This window comes from Pseudomonas sp. Irchel s3f19 (assembly GCF_900187555.1).
Classification (GTDB): Bacteria; Pseudomonadota; Gammaproteobacteria; order Pseudomonadales; family Pseudomonadaceae; genus Aquipseudomonas; species Aquipseudomonas capeferrum.
The window spans coordinates 162,200-182,140 of sequence record NZ_FYDW01000002.1; the positions used below are offsets into that span (position 1 = coordinate 162,200).

At 62.9% G+C, this 19,941-nt stretch carries 16 protein-coding genes and 2 pseudogenes; 12 read left to right on the forward strand and 6 right to left on the reverse strand.

From position 1 onward, the window contains the following. Positions 1–18: 18 nt before the first annotated feature. The gene (locus CKW22_RS04665) at positions 19–1,671 is read right to left on the reverse strand and encodes an acyl-CoA dehydrogenase family protein (RefSeq protein WP_095063856.1); all 1,653 of its coding nucleotides are present in this window, start codon (positions 1,669–1,671) and stop codon (positions 19–21) included. Positions 1,672–1,903: 232 nt separating this feature from the next. Between CKW22_RS04665 and CKW22_RS04670 the strand changes: the two are divergent. After that, positions 1,904–3,120, forward strand: a pseudogene (locus CKW22_RS04670) (PAAR domain-containing protein). Positions 3,121–3,724: 604 nt separating this feature from the next. On the opposite strand, the pseudogene CKW22_RS27220 reads toward CKW22_RS04670, so the two are convergent. Next, positions 3,725–3,841, reverse strand: a pseudogene (locus tag CKW22_RS27220) (DUF3077 domain-containing protein); the annotation flags it as partial. Between the two features lie 53 nt (positions 3,842–3,894). Continuing rightward, on the reverse strand, positions 3,895–5,883 hold the full coding sequence (locus CKW22_RS04680; protein ID WP_033701696.1) for a hybrid sensor histidine kinase/response regulator: 1,989 nt from the start codon (positions 5,881–5,883) through the stop codon (positions 3,895–3,897). Between the two features lie 265 nt (positions 5,884–6,148). Here CKW22_RS04680 and CKW22_RS04685 point away from each other — a divergent pair, with 265 nt between their 5' ends. The 4 genes from CKW22_RS04685 to CKW22_RS04700 all read left to right on the forward strand — a co-directional run bounded on the left by CKW22_RS04685 (position 6,149) and on the right by CKW22_RS04700 (position 9,608). After that, positions 6,149–6,946: a hydroxymethylpyrimidine/phosphomethylpyrimidine kinase gene (locus tag CKW22_RS04685; protein WP_033701697.1), complete on the forward strand. Its 798-nt coding sequence runs from the start codon at positions 6,149–6,151 to the stop codon at positions 6,944–6,946. 14 nt (positions 6,947–6,960) lie between these two features. Next, positions 6,961–7,584 (forward strand): thiamine phosphate synthase, encoded by a 624-nt coding sequence (gene thiE, locus CKW22_RS04690; protein ID WP_095063857.1) that lies wholly within the window; start codon positions 6,961–6,963, stop codon positions 7,582–7,584. 17 nt (positions 7,585–7,601) lie between these two features. Then, entirely contained in the window at positions 7,602–8,885 is a 1,284-nt protein-coding gene (hemL, locus tag CKW22_RS04695) for a glutamate-1-semialdehyde 2,1-aminomutase (RefSeq protein WP_033701699.1), read from the forward strand. Positions 8,886–9,062: 177 nt separating this feature from the next. Next, positions 9,063–9,608, forward strand: a complete 546-nt coding sequence (locus CKW22_RS04700; RefSeq protein ID WP_033701700.1) for a tetratricopeptide repeat protein — start codon at positions 9,063–9,065, stop codon at positions 9,606–9,608. A gap of 6 nt (positions 9,609–9,614) precedes the next feature. Here the strand turns inward: CKW22_RS04700 and CKW22_RS04705 are convergent, their stop codons facing one another. Next, positions 9,615–9,941 (reverse strand): DUF1820 family protein, encoded by a 327-nt coding sequence (locus tag CKW22_RS04705; RefSeq protein WP_033702578.1) that lies wholly within the window; start codon positions 9,939–9,941, stop codon positions 9,615–9,617. A 186-nt stretch (positions 9,942–10,127) separates the two neighbouring features. Between CKW22_RS04705 and CKW22_RS04710 the strand changes: the two genes are divergently transcribed. From CKW22_RS04710 to lnt, 4 genes are read left to right on the forward strand one after another with little or no spacing between them, the layout of a single operon-like run. Then, a complete protein-coding gene (locus tag CKW22_RS04710) occupies positions 10,128–11,126 on the forward strand; it encodes a PhoH family protein (RefSeq protein ID WP_033701701.1) in 999 nt (332 codons plus the stop codon). Next, entirely contained in the window at positions 11,119–11,592 is a 474-nt protein-coding gene (gene ybeY / locus CKW22_RS04715; protein WP_033701702.1) for an rRNA maturation RNase YbeY, read from the forward strand. The genes CKW22_RS04710 and ybeY overlap by 8 nt, the downstream gene beginning before the upstream one ends. A 26-nt stretch (positions 11,593–11,618) precedes the next feature. Then, on the forward strand, positions 11,619–12,458 hold the full coding sequence (locus tag CKW22_RS04720; protein ID WP_033701704.1) for an HlyC/CorC family transporter: 840 nt from the start codon (positions 11,619–11,621) through the stop codon (positions 12,456–12,458). 8 nt (positions 12,459–12,466) lie between these two features. Then, positions 12,467–13,984: an apolipoprotein N-acyltransferase gene (gene lnt, locus CKW22_RS04725; protein ID WP_033701705.1), complete on the forward strand. Its 1,518-nt coding sequence runs from the start codon at positions 12,467–12,469 to the stop codon at positions 13,982–13,984. 166 nt (positions 13,985–14,150) lie between these two features. On the opposite strand, the gene CKW22_RS04730 is transcribed toward lnt, so the two are convergent. Next, a complete protein-coding gene (locus tag CKW22_RS04730) occupies positions 14,151–14,912 on the reverse strand; it encodes a YdcF family protein (protein ID WP_095063858.1) in 762 nt (253 codons plus the stop codon). A gap of 132 nt (positions 14,913–15,044) precedes the next feature. Beyond that, a complete protein-coding gene (locus tag CKW22_RS04735; protein ID WP_047582388.1) occupies positions 15,045–15,359 on the reverse strand; it encodes a hypothetical protein in 315 nt (104 codons plus the stop codon). A 227-nt stretch (positions 15,360–15,586) separates the two neighbouring features. Between CKW22_RS04735 and leuS the strand changes: the two genes are divergently transcribed. Genes leuS through holA form a run of 3 tightly spaced genes read left to right on the forward strand, consistent with a single transcriptional unit; the run spans position 15,587 to position 19,934 of the window. Then, positions 15,587–18,193, forward strand: coding sequence for a leucine--tRNA ligase (leuS, locus tag CKW22_RS04740; protein WP_033701708.1), 2,607 nt, complete (start codon positions 15,587–15,589; stop codon positions 18,191–18,193). 60 nt (positions 18,194–18,253) lie between these two features. After that, positions 18,254–18,859: an LPS assembly lipoprotein LptE gene (gene lptE, locus CKW22_RS04745; protein ID WP_033701709.1), complete on the forward strand. Its 606-nt coding sequence runs from the start codon at positions 18,254–18,256 to the stop codon at positions 18,857–18,859. Between the two features lie 37 nt (positions 18,860–18,896). After that, positions 18,897–19,934, forward strand: a complete 1,038-nt coding sequence (holA, locus tag CKW22_RS04750; RefSeq protein WP_033701710.1) for a DNA polymerase III subunit delta — start codon at positions 18,897–18,899, stop codon at positions 19,932–19,934. The last annotated feature ends 7 nt before the right edge of the window (positions 19,935–19,941 follow it).

Sequence of the window (19,941 nt, forward strand, 5' to 3'; positions counted from 1 at the left end):
TAAATACACCCCCATTGATCAGTGTTGCCAGGCTGGCGTAGCCCTGGCCACCAGCGCGTGCACATCCACACCCCGCGGCAACGCCCCATAGGCCCGGCCGCCACCGGCCAGGCGGCTACCGATGAAGGCATCGCTGACCACCGCATTGCCCGCTTCCAGCAGCAGTTTGGCCTGCAGTGCCAGGGCAATGTCCTCGGTCAACTGACGGGCGCGATACTGGATGTCGGCGGTGTCGGCGAACGCCCCCTTGAGGTTGCCGATGTGCGCGGCCAGCCGAGGGTCGCCATGGCCGTCCCCCAGTTCTGCGAACAGCGCATCGAGCACCCCGGGTTCCTTGGACAAGGCCCGCAGCACATCCAGGCACTGCACATTGCCCGAGCCTTCCCAGGTCGAGTTGACCGGCGCCTCACGGTACAACCGTGGCAGGATGCTGTCTTCGACATACCCGGCGCCGCCCAGGCATTCGGCGGCTTCATTGATCATGGCCGGCGCACGCTTGCAGATCCAGTACTTGCCCACCGCCGTGACCAGCCGGGCAAAATGCGCCTGCTGCGGGTCATCGAGCTGTTCCAGCGCCTGCCCCATGCGCAGGCTCAGGGCCAGCGCCGCCTCGCTTTCCAGCGCCAGGTCGGCCAGCACGTTCTGCATCAGTGGCTGCTCGTTCAGCACCCGGCCGCCGACCTTGCGATACGCGCAATGATGGGCCGCCTGGGTCAAGGCCTGGCGCATCAAGGCACTGGAGCCGACCATGCAGTCGAAACGGGTCATGGCGACCATTTCGATGATGGTCGGTACCCCGCGCCCTTCTTCGCCGACCATCCACGCCAGGGCGCCACGAAACTCCACTTCGCTGGAGGCATTGGAGCTGTTGCCCAGCTTGTTTTTCAACCGCTGGATATAGAACTGGTTGCGGTTGTCATCCGGGCGATGGCGTGGCAACAGGAAGCAACTCAGGCCTTTTTCGGTCTGGGCCAGGGTCAGGAAGGCGTCGCACATGGGCGCCGAGCAAAACCATTTGTGGCCGACCAGTTCATAGGCCTGGCCCGGCCCAGGCGCACCCACAGGATAAGCGCGCGTGGTGTTGGCCCGCACATCGGTGCCGCCCTGTTTCTCGGTCATGGCCATGCCAAGGGTGACCCCCGCCTTGTGCCGATCCCCGACATTGCGCGGGTCGTATTCACGCGCCAGGACTTTGGGCAGCCAGTACTCGGCCAGCTCATGCTGCAGCCTGAGCGCCGGCACCGCGGCAAACGTCATCGTCAGCGGGCAGCCGGTACCGGCTTCGGCCTGGGTGTGCAGGTAGGTCATCGAAGCCCGCGCCACATGGGCACCGGGGCGCGGCTCGGCCCAGGGCAATGAGGGCAGGCCATGTTCGACCGCGGTGCGCATCAGTTCGTGATAGGCCGGGTGAAACTCGACCAGGTCGATACGATGGCCATAGCGGTCGTGGCTGCTGAACTCCGGCTTGTGCGCGTTGGCCAGGAAGCCCGCGCGCATCAGCGGGCCGCCGGCCAAGGCACCGTAGGCATCGACCCGCGACTCGGCCCAGCCGGCGCCAAAGCGCCGCGACCATTCCTGCAATGGCAGGTCGAGGCGGTACAGGTTGGCGCCATCAAGCGACGGCGCCTGGTTGGTGACTTCGTGGGTTTCAGCGTACTGGTGCAGGTTCATCGGGAGCTCCTGGAGCCGGGCATGCTTGAAAGGACCAGTGAAGCACTCCCTAAGGGTCAGTCAAAGTGACAAAAATGACTAATCGGGATAGCAATTGGCTACGGCGGTGATTACTGGACGACATCCAAATCTGCATTTCGCGTAAGAAGTTTCCTAAACCATTCTTCCAGTGAAAAGGGCTGTTTCCAGAGTGCTAGGTTCGGGCTTCCACCCTTTCAGGAAGAAACGAACCATGAGCCAGCGTATTAACATCCTTGGCAAAGGCCAGGGGCTCGACGGTGACCAGACCACCACAGGTGCCCTCTGTATCGCCGGCCAGGCACGTGGGCGTGTACACGGGAGAGGCTGGCTGCTGGTGGGCGACAAAACAACGCCCTGCCCACTCTGCGGTAACGAGGGGACCATCGTTGAAGGCGAAAGCCGATGGAAGCAGGACGGGATACCGACCGCCGTGGATGGCGCACTGGTCCAGTGCGGCTGCCCTCTAGGCAGCAATCGTCTGGTTGCGCGTGCACACAATGGGCCGGCCCCGCGCAGAGCGCCCGCACCTACGACCGTCCATGATGCACAGCCCCAGGCCCCAACGAGTAACCCGATAAGTAGTCGCTTGTCATTGGCGACGGCCAGAGGCGCCCGGTCTGCACCCGTGAAGAGCTGCATGCGATGAGTGCGGCGAAACAGGCACGGGAAGCGTTGGCAGATCTGACGCCGGAGGAAGCCGAATTCATGATGCGTCATCAGGCCGAAATTGCCGGGCTGCTCAGCGATGTGAGCCTGGCGATGGGGGTTAGCGAGGCGATGGTTGGCAAGTCGCTGGATGAGCTCAGCGACATATTGCGAAAAATAGAAGACCTGCATAAAAATCAATTCATCAAACATGGGCATCTTAGGCACCCTGAGTTTTTTGCGGAGCGTCAAAAGCTGTTCACGCAATTGAGTACGAACTTGAAAGCCACCGTTCTGAACAAACGCCTCAATCTCGGAAACTATCAAAGTCTGCGCCGGGACTTGGGGATCTCGTCGAGAAGCTTGGTGCACCACTGGAGTAAAGCGGGAGGACCGACACACATACCTGGTTACTCGACACATTTGGACAAGCTTGCCAAGATGGCTAAATATTTAAAGGCCGGAGGACATATTGGCATTGCTATTGGCGGTGGCGGATCTGCTTTGAAAATTTCTGAGGTATGCAAAGAGGGCAATACAAATGCCTGTAAAAAAGTCAGCGTTACTGAGGCAGGTAATTTCTCCGGTGGCTTAACGGGTGGCTGGTTGGGAGGAAAATTTGCGGGCAGAATCTCTGCGAAGGTTTGCTGGAGATTCGGACCCTACGCCGTAGCATGCGGAATAGTGATCACGGGTGGAGGCGCTTTGGCCGGCAGCATCGGTGGTATGGAAGCGGGTGAGGAGTTCGGCGAATTAGTCTTCGAGGTCTTTGGGGATGATTGATCACCTTGACGTAAAACTAAGGCTTTTTTTGTTAGGTACTCCTATCTGCCTCGCCTTGATCGGGATTGTATCTGACCTTCACATCGCTTGCTCTCGCCAGTATAAAGAAATGACCTCAGCACTCCAACGGAGCGCGTGCCTTCCATTTGCGACCGGCATGTGGGGAGAGAAAAAAATAGGTTCCAGAATTCTAGTTATTTCTGTAATCGCTGGCGCCATTGGATCCCCCGCCTCAAGCATTCGTAGAGGGCTACTGGATGAGCAAGACCACTTACAATTCCCCAGACATTTGAGAAGAAAAATACTCATTGCATCTTCATTAAACACCCTTGGCGTTGCCTGGGTAGCGGGATATTACCTAATAAAGCTGATAAAATAAGAGACGAAACGTAAAAAGCACAACACCAAATCACAAGCCCACGTGCCCAAAGACGCCAACTATATAGCTAAGCTACTTACTGGTCGATCCCCACCAGATTAGCTGATCGTACAGCTACTTTGCGGATAAACCCACACCCACACGGAGCGCGCATCTTCCAGGCTAAGCACAACTCCTGTGGGAGCGGGTTCACCCGCGCAAGGGGCGGTACAACCGATACAAAAATCAGCGCATCAAGCCCAACTCGGCATCATCCAGCAACGCCTTGGCCATGGCTGTGAAGTAGTGCGAAGCCCAGAGCATCTGCCGATCACCATCCATCAAGCCGGTCATCGACAAGTCCCCCGATCGCTGAACTGTCAGCCCCAAACGCGTCGTCCCCGCTATCGATATACCTAGAACGAGCGACGCGTCTGCAGCGAGTGCGCAGGCAACTGCACCTGCGATATCGCGACTTTCATCGTCAGCTCGAACCGGCTCCCCAACCCCCGTGTCGAGTCATGCGACAACGTCGCCCCCAACAACTCGCCCATCTGCCGGCAAATCGACAAGCCAATCCCCAGCCCGCCATAACGCCGGGTCATGGAACCATCGAGCTGATAAAAACGCTGATAAAGGGCCGCCTGGTCAAGATCATCAAAGCCGATACCACTGTCGCTGACCGTGAAGGTGAGCGCCAGGTTGTCCGGCCCCAGGTGTCGACCGCGCACTTGCAGCATGACCCCGCCCTGATGGGTGAACTTCAGGCCGTTGTCGAGCAGGCAACCCAGGCAGCGGCTGAGTTTTTGCGCATCACCCAGCAGCGCATCCGGCAGCTCGGCGGGGATGTCCAGGCTCAGGTACAACCCTTTGCCCAGCGCCTGGCCGGCATGCGCGGCACGCAGGCCCTGCAGCAGGTTGCGCAAACTGAACGGCGCAGGCTGCGCACGCAGGCGACCACCTTGCAATTCGGAAAGGGTGAGGATGTCGTCGACCATGTCCATCATGCCCTGCGCCGAACCTGCCGCCGTGCGATGGTACTGGGCCATCTCGGCGTCCATCGGCAGCGTGTGCATCAGCTCCAGCGAACCGATCACACCATTCATCGGTGTGCGCAGCTCATGGGTCACGCTGGCCAGGAACTCGTCCTTCATGCGGTTGCTCCGGGCCAGTTCAAGGTTCAGTTGCTCCAGCGTTCGCCCGGTTTCACGCAAGGTTTGCGCCTGCTGCTCGCGCAGGCTGTTGATACGGTCGGCCAGCGCCAGTGACAGCAGCGCCACTTCCAGGGCCGAACCCAACTGGCTGGCATACATGGTGATGAACAGGTTCGGCAGGTAACCCAGCACCATCAAGGTGTTGACCAGCCCGCCCAGCAAAAACGCCGACCAGGCGATGATGAACCAGCGCGCTACCCGCAAGCCGCGCGACCAGGCATACACACCGGCAGTAAAGATGCTGACCGTAAACAGCAGCGCCAGCACCGTGGCCATGCGCAGGGCGATGCCATACGGCATGCTCACGGCCAGCACCATCACCACCGCGCCACCGAGCATCAACAGTTGCAGCAACCGGTCGAAGCCTCGGCTGATCGTGCCCAGTTGCAGAAAATGCCGCGCAAACTGGCAGCCAAACAAGCCGGCGGCGCCAATGAACAGCGGTGTCGAAGCATTCGCCCACCAGGGGCTGTCCGGCCAGAAGTAGGCGACCCCCGCACCGTTCACCGAGACCTGGTAAAGGCCGAACGACGCAATATAGAGGATGTAATAGAGGTAGCTGACATCCCGCACGCTGAGGTAGATGAACAGGTTGTACACCAGCATCACCAGCAGCACGCCGTAGATCATGCCCAACACGTACAGGCGAGTCGGCTGGTCCTCCATATAGGCTTCGGCGGACCATAACGCCAGCGGTGCCTGCACCGACCCCTGGCTGTGCAGGCGCAGGTAGACGGTAAGCGCCTGGCCAGGGCGCAGCGGCAACTCGAACAGGTAGTTGTTCTGCCGGATCTGCCGGCTGGCGTAGGGCAAGGCGTCGCCCGTGCGCTGGGCCAGGCGGTAGGCGCCGGCACTGTCGGGCAGGTACAGCTCAAGGTGGTCCAGGGGGGGGTAGGCCAGTTCCAGCAGCCATTCACGGGGCGAGGCAGTGGCCGATGCCAGGTAGTGCAAGTCGATCTTCAGCCAGAACACCGATGTGGAGTAACCGGCGTTCAACACCGGCTCGTGGTGGGCGCGAAACCGCTTGGCGAACGCAGGCGCACTGACCTCGGCGATGCTGGCGCTGCCATCATGGTCCTCGAAGACCTGCATGGCCTGGCCCAACGGAAGGTGGCGGGTGGCATCGTCGAATTCGACCGCCCCGGCCAGCACAGGCAACAAGCCCAGAAGCACAATCAGCAAATAGCGCATACAGCCCCAGCATGGCCTGTCCGGTCGCGTCGCGGTTGCCTCCCATCCGTTTGAGACGACGTAATCCGGCAGAACCCGTTTGTCGAGTTATCCGAGCACTCTAGCATAGCTTTCCCACCTGGCAATCGACCACCTGCAATCACGATAAAACAGCTCTAAATCAATACTTTCAGAAGATTCACACAACTAAATCTGACCACTCGATCAACAAAACCCGTTTGTAGGACGATCCCCACAAATAGGTTTGGTGGTAAGCTCGCCGCCCATGAATACCTACAGCTCCCGCCCCGTTGTCCTCTGTCTCTCCGGCCACGACCCCAGTGGCGGCGCCGGCTTGCAGGCAGATATCGAAGCCCTGATCGCCCAAGGCTGTCACGCCGCACCTGCGGTGACCGCCCTGACCGTCCAGGATACCGTCAACGTTTCCGACTTCCGCGTACTCGACCGCGAGTGGGTGCTGGCCCAGGCCAACGCCGTGCTGGCCGACTCCACGGTGGCCGCCGTCAAGCTGGGCATGCTGGGTTCGATCGACATGGTCGATACCGTCGCCGAACTGCTGGCTGCCCACCCGCACCTGCCGTTGGTCTGCGACCCGGTGCTGCGTGCCGGCGGCGGTGGCCGCCTGGGCAAGGACGAGGTCGGCTATGCCGTGCGCGAGCGCCTGCTGCCGCTGGCGACCATCGCCACGCCCAACCTGCCGGAAGCGCGCATTCTGGCCGAACTGCCGGAAGGCACGGCTGACGAGTGTGCCGAGAAACTGTTGCCGTTCTGTAGACACCTGCTGATTACCGGCGGTCACGGCGACGAAGACGAAATCCACAACCGCCTGTACAGCCGCGACGGCCAGCCCCATACCTGGACCTGCCAGCGCCTGCCTGGCAGCTATCATGGCTCGGGCTGCACCCTGGCCAGTGCCCTGGCTGGCCGACTGGCCCTCGGCGAACAGCTGCAAAGCGCTGTACGCAGCGCCCTGGACTACACCTGGCGGACCCTGCGTGACGCCGAGCAACTGGGCCGCGGCCAGTTCGTACCACGCCGTCTGCCCCTGGACTTCTGCTCCTGATACGAGGCTTTCAGATGAATCTACGCGGTATGTATGCAATCACCGACAGCCAGCTGCTCGCCGGCCGTTTCCTGTCTCATGTCGAAGCGGCGCTGGAGGGCGGCGTGTGCCTGCTGCAGTACCGCGACAAGAGTGACGACGCGGCCCGCCGCCTGCGTGAAGCCGAAGCACTGATGCGCCTGTGCGAGCGCTACGATACCCAACTGATCATCAACGATGATGCCGAACTGGCCGCCCGCCTGGGCGTGGGTGTACACCTGGGCCAGACCGACGGCCCACTCACCCCGGCCCGCGCCCTGCTCGGTCGCAACGCCATCATCGGCTCGACCTGCCACGCCCAGCTCGACCTGGCCCGGCAGGCCGCCAGCGAAGGCGCCAGCTACGTGGCCTTCGGGCGGTTTTTCAACTCCGTGACCAAGCCGGGCGCGCCGGCCGCCAGCCTTGACCTGCTGGAGCAGGCCCGCGCCCAGGTCAAGCTGCCGATCGCCGTGATCGGCGGCGTCACCCTCGACAACGCTGCCCCGTTGGTCGCCCATGGCGCCGACCTGCTGGCAGTGATCCACGGCTTGTTTGGTACCGATAGCGCGCAGGAAGTCACCCGCCGCGCCCGTGCCTTCAATGCCCTGTTCGCTTCCTGATTTCGAGAGAAGATCCCATGTCCCGTTCCGAATCCCTGTTCGCCCAAGCCCAGAAGCACATCCCGGGCGGCGTCAACTCGCCGGTCCGCGCGTTCAAGAGCGTTGGCGGCACGCCCCTGTTCTTCAAGCATGCCGAAGGCGCTTATGTCGTTGACGAAGATGACAAGCGCTACGTCGACTACGTCGGCTCCTGGGGCCCGATGATCCTCGGCCACGGCCACCCTGAAGTACTCGACGCGGTGCGTAACCAGCTGCAGCACGGCCTGTCCTATGGCGCACCGACGGCCATGGAGACCGAGATGGCCGACCTGGTCTGCTCGCTCGTGCCATCGATGGAGATGGTGCGCATGGTCAGCTCCGGCACCGAAGCCACCATGAGCGCCATCCGCCTGGCCCGTGGCTACACCGGCCGCGACGCCATCATCAAGTTCGAAGGCTGCTACCACGGCCACTCCGACAGCCTGCTGGTCAAGGCAGGCTCGGGCCTGCTGACCCAAGGCGTGCCAAGCTCGGCGGGCGTACCGGCGGACTTCGCCAAACACACCCTGACCCTGCCGTTCAACGACATTGCCGCGGTCGAGAAGACCCTGGCCGACGTCGGCCAGACCGTGGCCTGCATCATCGTCGAGCCGGTCGCCGGCAACATGAACTGCGTACCGCCCGCGCCAGGCTTCCTCGAAGGCCTGCGTGAGCAGTGCGACAAGCACGGTGTAGTGTTGATCTTCGACGAAGTGATGACCGGCTTCCGCGTCTCGCTGGGCGGCGCCCAAGGTCACTATGGCATCACCCCTGACCTGTCGACCTTCGGCAAGATCGTCGGCGGCGGCATGCCCGTCGGCTGCTTCGGCGGCAAGCGCGAGATCATGGGCTGCATCGCCCCGCTCGGCCCGGTCTACCAGGCCGGCACCCTGTCGGGCAACCCGCTGGCCATGGCCGCCGGCCTGACCACGCTGAAGCTGATCAGCCGCCCTGGGTTCCACGCCGAGCTGACCGACTTCACCAGCCGCATGCTCGACGGCCTGCAGCAACGCGCCGATGCCGCTGGCGTGCCGTTCGTCACCACGCAGGCGGGTGCCATGTTCGGCCTGTACTTCAGTGGCGCCGACGACATCGTCACCTTCGACGACGTGATGGCCAGCGATGCAGACCGCTTCAAGCGCTTCTTCCACCTGATGCTCGAAGGTGGCGTGTACCTGGCGCCGAGTGCGTTCGAGGCCGGTTTCACCTCCATCGCCCACGGTGACAAAGAGCTGCAGATCACCCTGGATGCGGCTGAGCGAGCGTTCGCGAAACTCAAGTAAGTGGCGTTGCCTGCACCCACCAGGCGGCGGGTGCAGGCGCAAAAAAAACCGAGACAATCAGCCAACTCCCCCACCCATGCAGAAATTCGAGTAAAACTTTGTAAGGTTGGCGTTGCTTATCCCATAATGTGCCACCAGAGACATTGGCCGCAGCTTTGCAGAGGTAAGTCGATCCCCATGAACCGCACCGGCCGCGCCCTGACCCTGGGCTGCCTGTTGCTTCTTCAGCCCCTGCTGGCCCTGGCGGAGGGCGGTAACTCGTTGCTGATTCCAGCGACGGGCCGCTGCACCCTGAATGTTCAGCCAGAAGACCTCGCCAATGCCCTCAAGGCTTGCGAGCAGACGGCGACGACGGGGGATGCCCAGGCGCAGTTCGAACTGGGCGAGTACTACTACACCCAGACGCCGAAAGACCTGAACAAGGCGCTGAACTGGTTCCAGAAGGCCTCGCTGCAAGGCCACGCCCAGGCTCAATATCGCCTTGGCGCCATGTTCTACCGGGGCGAAGGGGTCAAGGCCAACAATGTGCAGGCCTACATTCTGCTGAAAATGGCGGCAGTCAACGGTGCTGAGGATGCGCTGGACATGGCCGACGAAGTCACCGAACAGATGCCCCGCGACGAACTGGAGCATGCCACCCAGGTGCTCGGCCAGATCTTCCGCAAGTACCTGCTCGAACTGCAGAACGCCGAAGGCCGCACGCCGTTCTCGCCACTGCCCTGAACCGCCCTACTTCTCCGGCATCGGCATGGGGAACGGCATCACGTTGCCGCCGCCCTTGGCTTCGCTGATCTTCGCCGTGCCCAGGCGCTCGACCTCATCGATGCGCACGATCGAATGCATCGGCACAAAGCTGCGGATCACACCTTCGAACTGGCTCTTGAGTTTTTCCTCACTGGGGTCGACCACCACCTGGGTGCGCTCGCCGAAGACGAACTCTTCGATTTCCAGAAAGCCCCACAGGTCGCTCTGGAAGATCTGCTTGGCATACATCTCGAAGACCTGCCCCTGGTTGAGGAAGATCACTTTATAGATGGCGGGTTCGCGTTTGCTCATGTTTGGCGGGATAACCCATGTGTAGGAAAAGGCGCGCATCATAGCAGTGCCGGCCGCTTCGCAGGCAAGCCCACGATGGGCCGGCACAGGCCGCAAGACCCTTGATCGTTTCAGTGCTTTCGCCACTGCCATTCAAGGGTTATTCTTGAGCTCACATCCATTGCCGTCGGGCGGCTAAAAACGACCTTGAACGCACCCATAGAACCCCATCGTTTCATCCTCGAACCTTTCGAGGCCCACCGTTTCGCCAACTTGTGCGGCCAGTTCGACGAGCACCTGCGCCTGATCGAACAACGCTTGGCCATCGAGATCCGCAACCGCGGCAATCAGTTCGAACTGATCGGCGAACCCAAGACCACTTCCGCTGCTGAACAGCTGCTGCGCCGCCTCTATCGCGAGGCCAAGGCCACTGACCTGTCGCCGGAAACCGTCCACCTGTACCTGCAGGAGTCGACCGTCGAGAACATCGACAACCCGGCGGTCAACGAGGTCAGCGTCTCGTTGCGCACGCGCAAGGGCAATATTCGCCCGCGCGGCGTCAACCAGCAGCGCTACGTCAAGGAAATCCTGGCCAACGACATCAACTTCGGCGTTGGCCCGGCCGGTACTGGCAAGACTTACCTGGCCGTGGCCTGCGCCGTGGATGCCCTGGAGCGCGAACAGGTGCGCCGCATCCTGCTGGTGCGCCCGGCGGTCGAGGCGGGCGAGAAGCTCGGCTTCCTGCCCGGCGACCTGGCACAGAAGATCGACCCGTACCTGCGCCCGCTGTATGACGCGCTCTACGAAATGCTGGGCTTCGAGCACGTGGCCAAGCTGATCGAGCGCCAGGTGATCGAGATCGCCCCGCTGGCCTACATGCGTGGCCGCACCCTGAACAACAGCTTCATCATCCTCGACGAGAGCCAGAACACCACGCTTGAGCAGATGAAGATGTTCCTTACCCGCATCGGCTTCGGCTCGACTGCGGTGATCACCGGTGACATCACCCAGGTCGACCTGCCGCGTGGCACCAAGTCGGGCCTGGCGCATGTGATCGACGTGCTCAGGGACGTTCCGGGTATCAGCTTTACCCATTTCCAACCCAAAGATGTGGTTCGTCACCCACTGGTGCAACGCATCGTCGAGGCCTACGACCGCTTCGAAGGCCGTCAGGCCCAGCTAGAGGCACCCGGCAAAGATGCTTGAACTCGACCTGCAACGGGCCACGGACGCCGCCGTTCCTGATGATGCCGCCTTCCGTCGCTGGTGCGAGCTGGCCCTTCGCCAGCGCACAGCCGACTCGGAAATGACCATTCGCCTGGTCGATGAAACCGAAGGCCGCGAGCTGAACCACACCTACCGGCACAAGGACTACGCGACCAATGTGTTGTCGTTCCCCGCCGACGTGCCCGATGACCTGCTCGATATCCCATTGCTGGGCGACCTGGTGATCTGCGTGGCGGTGGTCGAGCGCGAAGCCGCCGAACAGGGCAAGGCCCTGGAGGCGCATTGGGCGCACCTGGTAATCCACGGCTGCCTGCATCTGCTCGGTTACGACCATATCGACGATGAAGAAGCCGAGGAAATGGAAGCCCTGGAACGAGAATTGCTGGCAGAACTGGGCCACCCGGACCCCTATGCCGACGACGAAACCGATTCAATCACACACTGACACTGCAAGGATCACGAGTAACCGCCATGAGCGAAGATCGATCGAGCAACGGGCAAAAGTCCTGGTTGGGTAAACTGACCCAGGCTTTTGCCCATGAGCCGAAAAACCGCCAGGAGCTCCTAGAGCTGCTGCGCGAAGCCCATCAGAACAAGCTGCTCGACAGCGAAGCGCTGACCATCGTCGAAGGCGCCATCCAGGTTGCTGACCTGCAGGTGCGCGACATCATGGTGCCGCGCTCGCAAATGATCAGCATCAAGGCCAGCCAGTCGCCTCGCGAGTTCCTGCCGGCGGTGATCGACGCCGCGCACTCGCGCTACCCGGTGATCGGCGAAAGCCACGACGATGTGCTGGGCATCCTGCTCGCCAAGGACCTGCTGCCGCTGATCCTCAAAGAGAACGGCGACAGTTTCAACATCAAGGACCTGCTGCGCCCGGCTACCTTCGTGCCCGAGTCCAAGCGCCTGAACGTGCTGTTGCGCGAGTTCCGTGCCAACCATAACCACATGGCCGTGGTCATCGACGAATACGGCGGTGTGGCGGGCCTGGTGACCATCGAAGACGTACTGGAACAGATCGTCGGCGACATCGAAGACGAGCATGACGTCGAGGAAGACAGCTACATCAAGCCGCTGCCCAGCGGCGACTTCCTGGTCAAGGCACTGACGCCGATCGAGAACTTCAACGAGTTCTTCGACAGCAGCTTCTCCGATGACGAATTCGACACCGTTGGCGGCCTGGTGATGAGCGCGTTCGGGCACCTGCCCAAGCGCAACGAAACCACCGAGATCGGCGCCTACAAGTTCCGCATTCTCAATGCCGACAGCCGGCGGGTACACTTGCTGCGCCTGACACCGATCACCCGCTAAGGACAATCATGCGTTGGATCACCCGCCCCGGCTGGCCCGGTAACCTGCTGGCCATGGCGGCCGGCGCTTCCACCCTCCTGGCCCTGGCGCCATTCGACATCTGGCCGCTGGCCCTTTTGTCCATCGCCCTGCTCTACCTTGGCCTGCGCGAGCTCAGCCCGCGCCAGGCCATGGGCCGTGGCTGGTGTTTCGGTTTCGGCCTGTACGGCGCCGGCACCTGGTGGATCTACGTCAGCATGACCACCTACGGCGGCGCCTCGCCGCTGCTGGCGATCCTGCTGCTGTTGGCGTTCTTCGCCGCCCTGGCCTGGTTCTTCGCCCTGCCCGCGTGGCTGTGGGCGCGCTGGCTGCGGCGCAATGAGGCGCCACTGGCTGATGCCTTGTGCTTCGCGGCCCTGTGGCTGCTGCAGGAGGCCTTCCGCGGCTGGTTCCTCACCGGCTTCCCTTGGCTTTATGCCGGCTACAGCCAGCTCGACGGCCCGCTGGCGGGCCTTGCGCCGCTGGGGGGTGTATGGCTGATCTCGTTCACCCTGGCGCTTAGCGCCGCGTTGCTGTGCAACTTGCCCCGCCTGCGTGCCCGGCCCTCGTTCCTGGCCGTCGCCGGCGTGCTGCTGCTGGCCCCCTGGCTACTGGGCATGGCACTCAAGGGCCACGCCTGGACCAAGCCTGTCGGCGAGCCGCTGAAGGTGGCCGCCATCCAAGGCAACGTCGCGCAGGACCTGAAGTGGGACCCGGCCCACATCGACGCCCAGCTGGCGCTGTACCGTGACATGAGCTTCACCTCAAAGCCGGTAGACCTGCTGATCTGGCCCGAAACTGCGGTACCAGTGCTCAAGGACCAGGCCCAGGGCTACATCGACGTGATGGGGCGCTTTGCCGCCGAGCGCCATTCGGCGCTGATCACCGGCGTGCCGGTGCGTGAGGTGGTGCACCACCAGCGCCGCTACTACAACGGCATCACCGTAACCGGTGAAGGTGACGGCACTTACCTCAAGCAGAAGCTGGTGCCCTTCGGCGAGTACGTGCCCTTGCAGGACATGCTGCGCGGCGTGATCGAGTTCTTCAACCTGCCGATGTCGGACTTCGCCCGGGGCCCGGAAGACCAGCCGTTGCTGCAGGCCAAGGGTTACCAGATCGCACCGTACATCTGCTATGAAGTGGTCTACCCCGAGTTTGCCGCCAGCCTGGCAGCGCGCAGCGACCTGCTGCTGACGATCAGCAACGACACCTGGTTCGGCACCTCGATCGGCCCGCTGCAGCACCTGCAGATGGCACAGATGCGCGCACTGGAAGCCGGCCGCTGGATGATCCGCGCCACCAACAACGGTGTGACCGCGCTGATCGACCCGTTTGGGCGCATTACCACACAGATCCCGCAGTTCCAGCCGGCGGTGCTGTATGGCGAGGTGGTGCCGATGCAGCAGCTGACGCCTTATCTGCAGTGGCGTTCGTGGCCGCTGGCGATTGTCTGTGTGCTGTTGCTCGGGTGGGCGTTGCTGGCAGGGCGGATTGCCAAGACTGTTTGACTGCGCCCTCCTTAATGACCGGCGCAGTCTTTGTAGGAGCGGCCTTGCGTCGCGAAAGGGCTGCGTAGCGGCCCCAGCGATCTTTTTTGCGCCACAGAACCTGGGGCTGCTACGCACCCCTTTCGCGACGCAAGGCCGCTCCTACAAAGACCGAGCAGCTCCGAGATCAGTAGAACAACCGATACCCCACCAACCCCACCGCTTCATTAAGCAACTGCCCGCTCTGCCACATCGCCCGGCTTTCCGGCAGCAACCCGGCAAACGGGCGAGCATGCTCGCGCCCGAGGAAGCCCATCGGTGCCGGCACCACGTCGAACCCTGCCTGCTCGAAGCTCCAGCGCGAACGCTGCATATGCCAGGCCTGCGTCACCACGACCACCCGGCGAATACCCAGCGGCTGCAGAATGTCTGCCGTGAACCGGGCATTTTCCCAGGTGGTGCGGCTGGCCTGCTCTTGCCATTTCACCTCAACCGCAAAATCCTCACGCAAGCGATCGGCCATCAACCGCGCTTCACTGGGCGGTGTGCCATAGTGCAAGCCACCACTGGTCAGCACCGGCAAACCCGAGGCCTTGGCCAGCCGTGCGGCAAAGCGCATGCGCTCAAGGGCCGTTGCGGTGGGCTGGTCATCGCCACCCCAGGCCGGGTCACCGCGCTCGCGCCCTGCGCCCAGCACGACAATGGCATCCGCCCTGCCCGCAAGGCCCGCCCATTCGCTGACCGCCAGCGGCGGCTCGGTCTCCAGCAGGCGCGCCGATTCCTGCACGGCAAGCGGCAGGCTCATCAGCCACAAGCTGCCAAGGCCCACGGCGAAGCACAGCCCGGCCAGCCGTGGGCGCCGCTTGCGCAGCCACCACGCCGCCAACAGCAGCAGCAAGAGGACGCCAGGCGGCATCAGCCATTGTTTGATGAAGAATCGGATCGGCATCGGCCACACCTCCATGGAAGGCGTGCAGCCTAAGAGGATCGACGCCGGGCAACAAGTGTGCGGCCGGCGACGATCGTAAGAAGTGTATTGAAGAACCGGCGCGCGATGGCCTGCGGCTGGCGTCCTGAACGGCTAACGATGTGGCAGCGTCCTGGATCTCGCCGTGCTGGCGGGGCGTTTCTTGTCCTTGAGCCAGATGATCTTGGCCGATGTCGGCTCCGCTTGCGGGTAACTGCCGGCACAGGCATTTTGGCGCTCCGGGAGGGTGTCCAGGTACGCCTTGATCACTTCGAACTCTGCGTGGCTAAGGCCACGCAACTCCAGCTCGGCTGGCATCTCGTCGCGCAATCTCACCGATGTCCTGGCAACTTCCAGCGCCAGGCCAAGGCGGTCGATCAGGCGTTCGTAAAGCTCCGGTTTGATTGCGGGTAGCTGCGTCTCTCCCATCCGTTCACCTCATTGAAGGTCAGAATATCTCCCCCCACATCTGAGCTTAGCGTCACTCTAAAAAGCAGCCGTTTGCCGCGACCAGCGGCCATTAGCAATCAAGGTTTCCCACGATGCGCGGCGCTGCTGTATGCTACGGCGTTCACTCTAAACGACACCGGAGTACCGGTTGCAGCGAGGTTCCGCTGCCTGGAACAAGGTCTCTTCTCTCTCAGCCAAAAGTAGCCATGCACGAACAATACACGCCCCGTGATATCGAAGCCGCCGCCCAGAACTTCTGGGACGAGCAACAATCGTTCGCTGTTACCGAACAGCCAGGCAAAGACACTTACTATTGCCTATCGATGTTCCCGTACCCGAGCGGCAAGCTACACATGGGCCACGTGCGCAACTACACCATCGGTGACGTGATTGCCCGCTACCAGCGCATGCTGGGCAAAAACGTCCTGCAGCCGATGGGCTGGGACGCCTTCGGCATGCCCGCGGAAAACGCGGCGATGAAAAACAACGTCGCCCCGGCCAAGTGGACATACGAAAACATCGACTACATGAAGACCCAGCTCAAGAGCCTGGGCCTGGCCATCGACTGGGCACGTGAAGTCACCACCTGCAAGCCGGACTACTACCGCTGGGAACAGTGGCTGTTCACCCGCCTGTTCGAAAAGGGCGTCATCTACCGCAAGAACGGTACCGTCAACTGGGACCCGGCCGACCAGACCGTGCTCGCCAACGAGCAGGTCATCGACGGCCGCGGCTGGCGTTCGGGCGCGCTGATCGAAAAGCGCGAAATCCCGATGTACTACTTCCGCATCACCGACTATGCAGACGAGCTGCTGGAAAGCCTCGACGAGTTGCCGGGCTGGCCTGAACAGGTCAAGACCATGCAGCGCAACTGGATCGGCAAGTCGCGCGGCATGGAAGTGCAGTTCCCGTTCGACCAGGCCAGCATCGGCCACGAAGGCACCCTCAAGGTCTTCACCACCCGCCCCGACACACTGATGGGCGCCACCTACGTCGCAGTCGCCGCCGAACACCCGCTGGCCACCCAGGCCGCCCAGGGCAACCCGGCGCTGCAGGCGTTCATCGACGCGTGCAAGAGCGGTAGCGTCGCCGAGGCCGACATGGCCACCCAGGAGAAGAAGGGCATGCCCACTTCCCTGTTCGTCGACCACCCGCTGACCGGCGAGAAGCTGCCGGTGTGGGTCGCCAACTACGTATTGATGCATTACGGCGATGGCGCGGTGATGGCCGTGCCGGCCCACGACGAGCGCGACTTCGAGTTCGCCCACAAGTACAACCTGCCGGTCAAGGCCGTGGTGCGCACCAGCGCTGGCGATGACGTCGGCAACGAGTGGCTGGCCGCCTATGGCGAGCATGGCCAGCTGATCAACTCCGGCGAGTTCGACGGCCTGGACTTCGCCGGCGCCTTCGACGCCATCGAGGCCGCCCTGATCCGCAAGGACCTCGGCAAGTCGCGTACCCAGTTCCGCCTGCGCGACTGGGGCATCAGCCGTCAGCGCTACTGGGGCTGCCCGATCCCGATCATCCACTGCCCGTCCTGCGGCGACGTGCCGGTACCGGAAGACCAACTGCCGGTCACCCTGCCGGAGAACGTGGTACCGGACGGCGCCGGCTCGCCACTGGCGCGCCTGCCAGAATTCTACGAATGCACCTGCCCGAAATGCGGCACCGCGGCCAAGCGCGAAACCGATACCATGGACACCTTCGTCGAGTCGTCCTGGTACTTCGCCCGCTACGCCTCGCCAAACTACGATCAGGGCCTGGTCGACCCGAAAGCGGCCAACCACTGGCTGCCGGTCGACCAGTACATCGGCGGCATCGAGCATGCGATCCTGCACCTGCTGTACGCGCGCTTCTTCCACAAGCTGATGCGTGACGAAGGCCTGGTCACGTCGAACGAGCCGTTCAAGAACCTGCTGACCCAGGGCATGGTGGTCGCCGAGACCTACTACCGCGTCGCCAGCAACGGTGGCAAGGACTGGTTCAACCCGGCCGACGTCGAAATCGAGCGTGACGCCAAGGCCAAGATCATTGGTGCGCGGCTGAAGACCGACGGCCTGCCGGTGGAAATCGGCGGCACCGAGAAGATGTCGAAGTCGAAGAACAACGGCGTCGACCCGCAATCGATGATCGAAGCCTACGGCGCCGACACTTGCCGCCTGTTCATGATGTTCGCCTCGCCACCAGACATGAGCCTGGAGTGGTCCGACTCCGGCGTCGAAGGTGCAAGCCGCTTCCTGCGCCGTGTCTGGCGCCTGGCCCAGGGCCACGTCAACCAGGGCCTGCCGGGCACGCTGGATGTCGCCGCGCTGGACGACGCGCAAAAAACCATCCGTCGCGCCATCCATGCCGCCATCAAGCAGGCCAGCACCGACGTGGGCCAGTACCACAAGTTCAACACCGCCATTGCCCAGGTGATGACCGTGATGAACGTGCTGGAAAAGGCCCCGCAAGCCACCGAACAGGACCGCGCCCTGCTGCAGGAAGGCCTGGAAGCCGTGACGCTGCTGCTGGCACCGATCACCCCGCACATCTCCCACGAACTGTGGAAGGCGCTGGGCCACGACCAGGCGGTCATCGATGCTGGCTGGCCAGCGGTCGACGAGAGCGCGCTGGTGCAGGACAGCATCGTCCTGGTGGTACAGGTCAACGGCAAGCTGCGTGGCCAGGTCGAAATGCCGGCCGCCGCCAGCCGCGAGGAAATCGAAGCCGCCGCCCGCAGCAACGAGAATGTCCTGCGCTTCATCGATGGCCTGACCATCCGCAAGGTCATCGTGGTGCCGGGCAAGCTGGTCAACATCGTCGCCAATTGATGGCACGCCGGCCCGCAGCCACTGCGGGCGGGCGGTACAGGCCCAAGAGGGAGCAACAACATGATCAAACGCAATCTGCTGGTAATCGGCCTGGCCGTTTTGCTCAGCGCCTGCGGTTTCCAGCTGCGCGGCACTGGCTCTACCGAGCTGAGTGTCAAGGAGATGGACGTCAGTGCACGTAATGCCTATGGCGAAACCGTGACCGAACTGCGCCAGGTGCTGGAGCGCAGCGGCGTCAACGTGCACGCCGGCGCACCGTACCGCCTGGTCCTGACCAACGAGCAGGAAAACCAGCGCGCCGCGACCTACAGCGGTGGCAGCCGCTCGGCCGAGTACGAGCTGACCACGGTGCTGAACTACAGCATCCAGGGCCTGAACAACCTGGAACTGCTCAGCGACAAGCTGGAAGTGCGCAAGATCTACGTGCGTGACGCCTCCAACATCACCGGTTCCGAGCAGGAAGCCAATCGGGCACGTGAAGAAATGCGCCGCGACCTGGTCAACGCCATGGTTGTACGCCTGCAAATGCTGACCCCGGCCCAACTGGACGAGCTGCAGGTCAAAGCCGACGAACGCGCCAAGGCCGAAGCCGACGCGCTGGAAGCGGCCCGCAGCCAGCAGGCTGAAACGCCGCAGCAGTCGCCACTGGAAGTTCCGGGCAACTGAGCCCGCGCGGGGCACCCCGGTGCCCCGCCTGTTTCCGATGAAACTCGCCCCCGCCCAACTCAACAAGCACCTGCAAGGCGCCCTGGCACCGGTCTACGTGGTCAGTGGCGACGACCCGTTGCTGTGCCAGGAAGCCGCCGACGCCATCCGTGGCGCCGCACGCCAGCAGGGTTTCGACGAACGCCAGGTGTTCAGCGCCGACGCCAATTTCGACTGGGGCACCCTGCTTCAGGCCGGTGCCAGCCTTTCCCTGTTCGCCCAGCGCCGCCTGCTGGAACTGCGCCTGCCCTCTGGCAAACCCGGGGACAAGGGCGCTGCCGCGTTGATGGAATACTGCGCCAACCCGGCCGAGGACACGCTGTTGCTGATCAGCCTGCCCAAGCTCGACGGCAGCGCGCAGAAGACCAAATGGGGCAAGGCCCTGATCGAAGGCGCCCACTGCCAGTTCATCCAGATCTGGCCGGTAGATGCCCACCAGCTACCCCAGTGGATCAACCAGCGGCTGTCACAGGCGGGCCTTTCGGCACAGCGTGATGCGGTCGACCTGATTGCCGCACGCGTCGAAGGCAACCTGCTGGCCGCCGCCCAGGAAATCGAAAAGCTCAAGCTGCTGGCCGAGGGTAACCAGATCACCGTGGAGACCGTGCAGTCGGCAGTCGCCGACAGCGCCCGCTTCGATGTCTTCGGGCTGGTCGATGCCATTCTCAATGGCGAAGCCGCGCATGCCCTGCGCATGCTCGAAGGGCTGCGCGGTGAAGGCGTGGAGCCACCGGTGATTCTGTGGGCACTGGCCCGCGAGCTGCGGCAACTGGCCGGGCTGGCTCAGCAGTTCAGCCAGGGCGTACCGTTGGACAAAGCCTTCAGCCAAGCACGACCACCGGTGTGGGATAAACGCCGCCCGCTGGTCAGCAAAGCACTGCAGCGCCTTTCCGCGCAGCGTTGGGCCCAGCTGTTGCAGGATGCCCAGCGTATCGATGCGCAGATCAAGGGGCAGGCCGAGGGGTCGCCTTGGACCGGGCTGGCGCGGCTTTCGTTGTTGATGGCGGGGCAGCGCTTGGCGCTTCCTTCGCAATAGCCGGGCG